This window comes from Scytonema hankhaensis NUACC26 (genome assembly GCF_045865695.1).
Classification (GTDB): Bacteria; Cyanobacteriota; Cyanobacteriia; order Cyanobacteriales; family Nostocaceae; genus Scytonema.
The window spans coordinates 71,749-78,560 of sequence record NZ_BAACAP010000206.1 but is presented as its reverse complement, the minus strand read 5'-3'; the positions used below and the strand labels follow the sequence as shown (position 1 = coordinate 78,560).

Annotated in this window: 6 protein-coding genes; 5 read left to right on the top strand and 1 reads right to left on the bottom strand. The window is 39.3% G+C overall.

Features of this window, described 5'->3' with window-relative positions:
• Nucleotides 1-837: 837 nt before the first annotated feature.
• From ACKTT2_RS25200 to hpsJ-A, 4 genes are all read left to right on the top strand, one after another.
• The gene (locus ACKTT2_RS25200; RefSeq protein ID WP_407891660.1) at nucleotides 838-1,674 is read left to right on the top strand and encodes a PEP-CTERM sorting domain-containing protein; all 837 of its coding nucleotides are present in this window, start codon (nucleotides 838-840) and stop codon (nucleotides 1,672-1,674) included.
• Between the two features lie 179 nt (nucleotides 1,675-1,853).
• The gene (gene crtA / locus ACKTT2_RS25195) at nucleotides 1,854-2,711 is read left to right on the top strand and encodes a cyanoexosortase A (protein ID WP_407891658.1); all 858 of its coding nucleotides are present in this window, start codon (nucleotides 1,854-1,856) and stop codon (nucleotides 2,709-2,711) included.
• Complete coding sequence (locus ACKTT2_RS25190; RefSeq protein ID WP_407891656.1) at nucleotides 2,680-3,372, top strand: cyanoexosortase A system-associated protein; 693 nt, start codon at nucleotides 2,680-2,682, stop codon at nucleotides 3,370-3,372. The genes crtA and ACKTT2_RS25190 overlap by 32 nt, the downstream gene beginning before the upstream one ends.
• Nucleotides 3,373-3,508: 136 nt before the next feature.
• Nucleotides 3,509-4,225 (top strand): HpsJ-like protein, cyanoexosortase A-associated, encoded by a 717-nt coding sequence (gene hpsJ-A, locus ACKTT2_RS25185; RefSeq protein WP_407891654.1) that lies wholly within the window; start codon nucleotides 3,509-3,511, stop codon nucleotides 4,223-4,225.
• Between the two features lie 134 nt (nucleotides 4,226-4,359).
• On the opposite strand, the gene rpe is transcribed toward hpsJ-A, so the two are convergent.
• Nucleotides 4,360-5,067, bottom strand: a complete 708-nt coding sequence (gene rpe, locus ACKTT2_RS25180; RefSeq protein WP_407891652.1) for a ribulose-phosphate 3-epimerase — start codon at nucleotides 5,065-5,067, stop codon at nucleotides 4,360-4,362.
• Between the two features lie 130 nt (nucleotides 5,068-5,197).
• Between rpe and ACKTT2_RS25175 the strand changes: the two genes are divergently transcribed.
• Nucleotides 5,198-6,796 carry a S8 family serine peptidase gene (locus tag ACKTT2_RS25175; RefSeq protein WP_407891650.1) on the top strand — a complete coding sequence of 533 codons (1,599 nt, stop codon included), beginning with the start codon at nucleotides 5,198-5,200 and terminating at the stop codon, nucleotides 6,794-6,796.
• Nucleotides 6,797-6,812: the final 16 nt, after the last annotated feature.

The following is a 6,812-nucleotide window of genomic DNA, read 5'->3' as shown; positions in this document are numbered from 1 at the left end:
ATGGAAGTAATGCACGAGCGCAACGCTCACAACTTCCCTCTCGACTTGGCAGCAGTTGAAGCTCCTGCAATCAACGGTTAATTAATAAAGTGAAGGCGGGATAATATCCCGTCTTGACAAGAGGAAAAGCATCCCTCTTATGAAGGATTTGACTCCTCACCTCGTTCCCAGGCTCTGCCTGGGAATGCCTTTTTTAGAGGCTCCGCCTCGCGATCGATCTGTTTGCGAGGCAGAGTCTCAAAAAATGCATTCCTAGCCTCTAGCTATTTATCTAAGAAATAAAGCTTGCGTTTCTGCTACTTTGAGTAGAGGTTCTTGCAACAAAACTTAACTTACTTGGTCTATCGTATTATACTATAGTGATTAAATTAGAGAACCTCTAAAAGCTTAATATAAACTAAAAATTTTAATTAAAACTTAGTATATTAGCGAAATAATATTGCTAAATTTACAAAAACTTCATGTAGCTATTAAGTATAGTTCCTTAAAAAACTCTCTTGTCATCAGATTTTTAGTCCGATGTAAACCATAGTCAAATCACCAATGTTATTAATTTTAGATTATGACAGTTGAAAAGTATTTAACTTTTTTCAGTAATCAAGTAGTATCAATCTCATCCTACCTAACAAGTATTACTGAAAGCACTGCTGGTATCTAAAACAAAAAGGAGGTAAAATTCATAACTCTTTTACTAGTCTTTTAGTTATCAACAGATAACAGTTTGTTTGAATACCTGTTGTCAAAAGCGCTGTAGGCAATGATTGTAAGGTGTTAAAAATCTCACTACCAGGTAAATCTACCGTCAACCTTTACCTAAATTTATGGGAGTGAGTTCCAATGAGTAGATTTCAAATCAGAAGAAAGTTACGTGCAATCTGTTCTACAGGTAGGCTGAAGACGTCTGTAGTAAGTTTGGGAACAGCTTCCGCTGTTTTAACGCTAGGTGTACTATCACCTTTAGCATCTTTTGCTGCTACCGTAGTTGACACAGAGTTAGTGCTTTCGGTGGATGTTTCAGGAAGCGTAGATAATAATGAGTTTAACTTACAGCGTCAAGGTTACGTAAACGCATTTAAAAATCCATCTATTCAAAACCAAATAGCAAATTTACCAGGGGGTATTGCTGCGACTTTATCTTACTGGTCTGATAATGCAGTACAGTCCGTACCTTGGACTCTTATCACTAATACCGCTCAGGCTAATGCTTTCGCTGATGCGATTGCAGCAGCTCCAAGAGCCTCCAATGATAATACTGGTATTGCTAATGCCATTAACTTTGCACAAAATCTGCTTGACACTAATGACTTTATTGGGAACAGAAGAGTTATTGATGTGTCGGGTGATGGTTCTGAAAACGTCTCTAGTCTTAATGCCCTTAGAGCAGCTCGAGATAACGCAGTTAATGCAGGAATTATCATTAATGGTTTACCAATTCTTAATGATGATGCAGACCTTGGTACTTACTATAGCAACAATGTGATTGGGGGTGCTGGCTCTTTTGTCACTGCTGCAAGTAACTTCTCAGATGTTAACGGTGCTGTTGCACAAAAAATTGGGCGCGAAGTTGCGCCCGTTCCCGAACCTTTAACTATATTAGGTTCGTTAGCAGCTGGTACTATTGGTGTTGCTTTACGCCGTAAGTATCAACAGCAAAAAGATAATGCAAAAGTATAGGTTCACACCTAAGAGTTAAAGCCAGTTGCATTACTTTTTACTTCCAAGTTGTCGTCATTTAGGAATCCTATTGCAACTCTGTCTCTCATTATTACCTCCAATGAAGACAGAGTTTCTCATCCGTCATTTCTATACTCTATCAAGGAACAGGAAAGTTAGAAAATTGCTGATACATCTGCATGAAAGTTACTCACCTTACCACGCTTAAACAACTGAGATACCCAGAATTCTGGCTAGTAGCTATAGGAGCAGGCTTAATTACCATTCACTTGACTCTGAGTTGGAAAGCAGATAATTCTAACCTTTTAAGCAATACTATTTTATACTGGGCTGCCATATCTTCTCTTGTCTGGGACAAACGCAATAGCTTAAATCTAAAAAGTGAAATTTTTGCTAACATTATAGGTTTATCACTGATTGGAGTGGTACTTTTAAAAAGTGCATCTTTAACAAGTTTTGGTGTATTCTTGTACCTTACACCTTTTATTATTGCACTCAGCCTTGCTCTCCTGGCTTCTGACTTTAAAGGATTAAATCAATACAAAGGAGAACTACTTGCTCTATTTTGTCTTGTTGCACCCAAAATAATTCCCTTATCGCTAATAAATGGTATATCTTCTCTTACTGCTAAGTTTGCAGCTTTCATTCTTTGGTACACGGGTTCTAACGTTGCTCTTTCTGGAAACATAATTTATCTTCCTACGGGAAGTGTAGAAGTTTTTTCCGGCTGTTCTGGAGTAGAACAAATTTTCCAGATGTTGGGATTATCAATACTTTTTCTCTTGATGTTTCCCCAAAGTAAGAAACAAACAATTTTAGTGCCTATACTAGCTACTTCTTTGGGATTTTTTGTTAATGGCTTAAGAGTTGTTTTCATGGCTATTCTAATAGCGAAACAACAACAAGAGGCTTTTAAATATTGGCATGATGGTGATGGTTCTTTAGTTTTTTCAATGATTTCTGTTTTATTTTTTGGATTATTTTGTTGGTTTTTAATTGAACGTAATGATACAAACAAGAAAGACTATAGTCAATAAAGTGATTATCTGGAAACAATTTCGTCTTCCAATCTTGGCTCTAACTTTTAGCATGACTTTCTTAGTTCTCGGAAAAATTCTCTTACTTAAGCCAGAAAAAGTTACAGTTTCTTCTTCTATTTTTTCAGAACAAGTACCTTTACCAAAATGGCAGTTTAAGAAAAATGGCTCTTTACCAAATCCGAAAAAAATACATCTTGAACTAATTACCCAAAAGCATTATGAATACACTCGTAATAACTTACCTTTAGATCTTGAAATGCGTTATGTGACAGAGGGCAATGTTCCCATGCTGATTAAAGAATTTACTTCAATTACATCCTCTACTACTGTACGTCAGCAAAAGGGAATAGGATATTACGGCGTTGGGATTGACCAAAAACGAGCTTATCTTAGTGCTTGTATCAACCCGTATGGCAATAGTACTTTTACTGAGGAACAATTTAACCAGAATCGATTTCATTATGAAATACAACCTCAACATCTACTGTCTTGGCTGCTAGGTCAGAAACAATTACAACACAAACGCTGTCTTTGGACGCATTTATCGATTCCGTTAAATAATTCTTCTCCTGAAGCTGCTTACCAAGTTTTAGAAAATGTTTGGTTTTCTTGGTATCAATGGTGGCAACCACGTTTTTCTTATGATTTAAATAAGTAGGGGTATAGAGTGGGGAACACATCATAAATTGAGAAACTTCATCATATAAATATTGGTAATCTAAAGTTCTTCCAATTTCAAACTTTTTAAGCTCCTCAGCTTTTGTTTATTTTTTCAGTTCCATTAGGCTAAGAAAATGACTAAATCAAATAGTGATAAATCTGTTTCCGTGATTCAAGAATTACAACATTTTGCCTTCAGTCAGCAAGGCTCAATGACTATTTTGAGGATGCTTGGTTATGGGTTATTAATTTTGGCATTGTTCGACATTATTGAGATGCTCGTTCCACCTAATTTTATGAATCCTGGTTGGGAATTTCAAACTATAGGGGCATTAGTTGAAAGGGTTCCCGTACCTTTGATTGGGTTTGTGTTAGTCTTTTTTGGAGAGTTATATTCAAGAACAAAATTAGAAATTCCTCTTTTGAAATTCTTATCTTGGATAACTTTATTATTAGGAGTAGTATTTATATTATTTATCCCTTTAGGAGTCATTAATACCGTTCGTCTGAATAACCAAAGTGTTGCTCAAATCAAAACGGCATCGACTCAACAAATAACTCAAGCTGAGCAATTGGAGAAGCGACTCAGCCAAACCTCACCGGAACAAGTGAGTAATTTTCTCAAAAGTCAAGGTCGTTCACTAGATGGTCAAAAACCTGAAGAAGTTAAAAATCAACTTATATCAGACGTTTCTAAAGCTAAGGCACAAATAAAAACTCAAGCGGAAGCAACTCAATCTCTTCGAGGTTTAAATTTGATTAAAACATCTGCAAAATGGAATCTCGGAGCATTAGTTGCTGGGGTTTTGTTTATCAGTATCTGGAAGGGAACTACTTGGGCTAGAAGATAAGGTTTGAAAGGTGGAAACTTTTCTAAGGGATTTGGAAATAAATTATCTACCTTGTGGGATGAGCGTCTCGCCCGTCCTGTAATGTGGCGGGCGAGACGCCCGCACCACAAGAAAGAAATTTTGGTAAATCCAAATTATGCTGTTGCTAATTGTGGAGTTGGACGCTTGCTGTTGCGGATACCTTCAATGGCTTCAGCATAATCTTTGGCTTTGAAAACTGCAGAACCAGCGACGATCGCATTTGCACCTGCTTCTAAAACTTGCCAAGTATTACTACCCTTCAGCCCCCCATCCACTTCAATCCAGGGGTCAAGACCGCGCTCATCGCACATTTGACGCAATTTTTGAATTTTGGGAACTACGCCAGGAATAAAGCTTTGACCGCCAAAACCGGGGTTAACGCTCATAATCAATATGAGGTCGCAAAGATCTAGAACATACTCAATCAGTTCTAATGGCGTTGATGGGTTGAGCACAACACCCGCTTGCTTACCTAATTCTTTGATTTGACTGAGAGTACGGTGTAGGTGTGGTGAAGCGTTATGTTCGCAATGGACTGAGATAATATCAGCGCCTGCTTTTGCAAAGTCTTCTACATACTTCTCTGGTTCCACAATCATTAAGTGGACATCCAGTGTTTTTTTCGTCACCGGACGAATCGCTTCCACAATCAGAGGACCAATTGTGATATTGGGTACGAAACGACCGTCCATTACGTCTACGTGAATCCAATCAGCACCAGCTTCGTCTACTGCTCGGATTTCTTCTCCCAGACGGCTAAAATCTGCTGATAAGATTGATGGAGCGATTACAATGGGCTTTGTAGAAAGGGTTTGGGTCATGGCTAGTGGGTTTTTAAGCGTCCTCGTCTGTCAATATAGTAACAAAGGTTGGTGGTTAGTGGTTAGTGGTTATTGGTTAAGAGCTACTAACGACCAACAACTAACTACTAACTACTAATTAATATCGATTATGGTAAACAAACACATTTGGATGATTTGGGGATTGGGCGTCTCTTGTTTGAGTGCGCCTGTACTGGCTATTGCCTTGGACAGTCCTTTTGGAACTAACGGTATTGATGCTTTTAAGTTACATAAACCACCATACAATTTAACAGGTCGCAAAGTTGCGATCGGTCAGGTAGAAATTGGACGCCCGGGCCAATTTGGATTGGATAAGGCAGTTTCTAAGAATCGCTCCGTGTCTCTTGCTGGCGTATTTTTACGTAATGGATTGGCTAAATCAAATAGTGGTGTCGATCCGCATGCTTATAATGTAGCAAGCGTTATGGTAAGCACTAACAAAGCCTTACCTGGTATTGCTCCACAAGCACGTCTCTATTCCTCAGCAGTGGGTTCTGGTAAAAACTTAGGTCAGCCGGACGAATGTATGTCTGCACAGCATATTGCCGGACAAAATGGTGGAGATATCCGCGCAATTAATTTTAGCTTTGGCGAACCATTGAACCGAGACCCCCGTCCATCAGCTGTTCTGGATGGTAAAGCTCTGCTAACGATGTGCATTGACTGGTCTAGTCGCGTCCACGATACGCTGTACCTAATTGCAGGCAATCAAGGCAAGGGCGGAATTCCTATCCCTACGGATAACTATAACGGGATGAACGTAGCTTTTTCATCTCGTCGGGGGGGGATTTTTAATAAAGTTGATGTTTCTAATTTAGCGGCTGTTAGCGAAGGGCTAGCTGTTCGACTCGCTGGAAAAGAAATTAATTTAGGTCCGCGTCGTGCGATCGCTTTAGTTGCGCCTGGTAATAATATTACCTTGCTGAACCCAGATGGTAAACTGAACAAAGTCACTGGAACGAGTTTTGCTGCTCCTCAAGTCACAGCAACAGTAGCATTACTGCAAGAATTTGGCGATCGCCAATTGCGGACAAAACGAACCAACTGGAGTGTAGATTCTCGGCGTCATCAAGTTATGAAAGCCGTGCTGATGAATTCCACAGATAAAATCAGAGATATGGGCAACGGGTTGTACTTAGGAATGACGCGGACGCTCATTGATAAGCTTAACAAAGACTGGTTTGACTCCGATGCCTACAAAAACCCCAAAATTCCCTTAGATGCTCAGATGGGAACGGGTCATTTACACGCCTTCCGGGCGTATCAGCAATTTAGCGCAGGTCAATGGAATCCCGCACAATCAGTACCTAATATGGGATGGGATTATCGTACAGTTAACGCACAATCCTATGTAGATTATACAATAGCGAAACCCTTACAACAAGGTAGTTTTGTTGCTATTACTCTAAGTTGGGATAGATTGGTAGAACTTAACGATAAAAATAATAATAATCAATTTGACGCCGGAGAAGACTTTCGCGATCGCGGTTTAAACAATCTCGACCTTCATTTAGTCAAAGCAGATGCAAAAGAAGATACTGAGAGCGCTGCTGTTTGTTCATCAATTAGCGATGTTGACAGTGTAGAGCATATTTTTTGTCCCGTCCCGACGACAGGTAACTACAAAATCCGCGTTCAGTACCGCCAAAAAGTTAATGAAGCAACACAACCTTATGCTTTAGCTTGGTGGACTTTAGGAGTCAGGTAGGGATTGCTACGATCTT